Below are 1,172 nucleotides of genomic sequence, written 5' to 3' on the forward strand. Positions count from 1 at the left end.
TAGTTGGGACGAAAGTCCCTGTGAGAGTAGGACGTTGCCAGGCTGTACTATATATGGAGGATTAGCTCAGCTGGGAGAGCATCTGCCTTACAAGCAGAGGGTCGGCGGTTCGATCCCGTCATCCTCCACCAAGACTATTATTACTATGTGCCGGGGTAGCTCAATTGGTAGAGCAACTGACTTGTAATCAGTAGGTTGGGGGTTCAAGTCCTCTCGCCGGCACCATGCTTCTTTCTGAAGCAGAGCATCTTACGATGCCAGAATGAGCTTAGGAAACTTTTCTTATTCGAGCCATTAGCTCAGTTGGTAGAGCATCTGACTTTTAATCAGAGGGTCGAAGGTTCGAGTCCTTCATGGCTCACCAAGGTTTTTTCACGAAAGTGAAAATAACTTTCTATTTGCAATAGCAAATAAACTTCAATAGGCGGGTGTGGCGGAATTGGCAGACGCACCAGACTTAGGATCTGGCGCCGTAAGGCGTGGGGGTTCGACTCCCTTCACCCGCACTTATGTATCTTATGATAGAAAACAATATTCGCGGAAGTAGTTCAGTGGTAGAACACCACCTTGCCAAGGTGGGGGTCGCGGGTTCGAATCCCGTCTTCCGCTCCAATATTGCCGGGGTGGCGGAACTGGCAGACGCACAGGACTTAAAATCCTGCGGTAGGTGACTACCGTACCGGTTCGATTCCGGTCCTCGGCACCATGTTATTTCTTTTGAAAAGAATAATCAGTGGTTTTTGCAAAGCAAAACACTTAATGTTTTTTCGCAGCAGCGAAATTAACCATCAATTAAATGCGCCCGTAGCTCAATTGGATAGAGTGTCTGACTACGGATCAGAAGGTTATGGGTTCGACTCCTTTCGGGCGCGCCATATTTTACGGGAAGTAGCTCAGCTTGGTAGAGCACTTGGTTTGGGACCAAGGGGTCGCAGGTTCGAATCCTGTCTTCCCGACCATTCTTTATTCTACTAAAATTGGGGCCTTAGCTCAGCTGGGAGAGCGCCTGCTTTGCACGCAGGAGGTCAGCGGTTCGATCCCGCTAGGCTCCACCAAGATTTATATTAATTTAAAAAATATGTTGACAATGACATAGTGCATTTGTTAAGATGTAAAAGTCGCTAACACGACAATGTATTGTTCTTTGAAAACTAAACAAACAGTAACGTCAA

At 47.1% G+C, this 1,172-nt stretch carries 9 tRNA genes; all 9 read left to right on the plus strand.

Features of this window, described 5'->3' with window-relative positions:
* The first annotated feature begins 55 nt into the window (after window positions 1-55).
* The 9 genes from H0184_RS27410 (at window position 56) to H0184_RS27450 (ending at window position 1,055) form a co-directional block, all read left to right on the plus strand.
* A tRNA-Val gene (locus H0184_RS27410) sits at window positions 56-131 on the plus strand.
* 18 nt (window positions 132-149) lie between these two features.
* A tRNA-Thr gene (locus H0184_RS27415) sits at window positions 150-225 on the plus strand.
* A 63-nt stretch (window positions 226-288) separates the two neighbouring features.
* Window positions 289-364 (plus strand) — tRNA-Lys (locus H0184_RS27420).
* A 60-nt stretch (window positions 365-424) separates the two neighbouring features.
* Window positions 425-506 (plus strand) — tRNA-Leu (locus tag H0184_RS27425).
* Between the two features lie 31 nt (window positions 507-537).
* Window positions 538-612: transfer RNA gene (locus H0184_RS27430), tRNA-Gly, on the plus strand.
* 5 nt (window positions 613-617) lie between these two features.
* Window positions 618-706 (plus strand) — tRNA-Leu (locus H0184_RS27435).
* Window positions 707-798: 92 nt separating this feature from the next.
* A tRNA-Arg gene (locus H0184_RS27440) sits at window positions 799-875 on the plus strand.
* 7 nt (window positions 876-882) lie between these two features.
* A tRNA-Pro gene (locus H0184_RS27445) sits at window positions 883-959 on the plus strand.
* 20 nt (window positions 960-979) lie between these two features.
* Window positions 980-1,055: transfer RNA gene (locus tag H0184_RS27450), tRNA-Ala, on the plus strand.
* Window positions 1,056-1,172: the final 117 nt, after the last annotated feature.

The organism is Neobacillus niacini, from assembly GCF_019749295.1.
GTDB lineage: Bacteria > Bacillota > Bacilli > Bacillales > Cytobacillaceae > Neobacillus > Neobacillus niacini_D.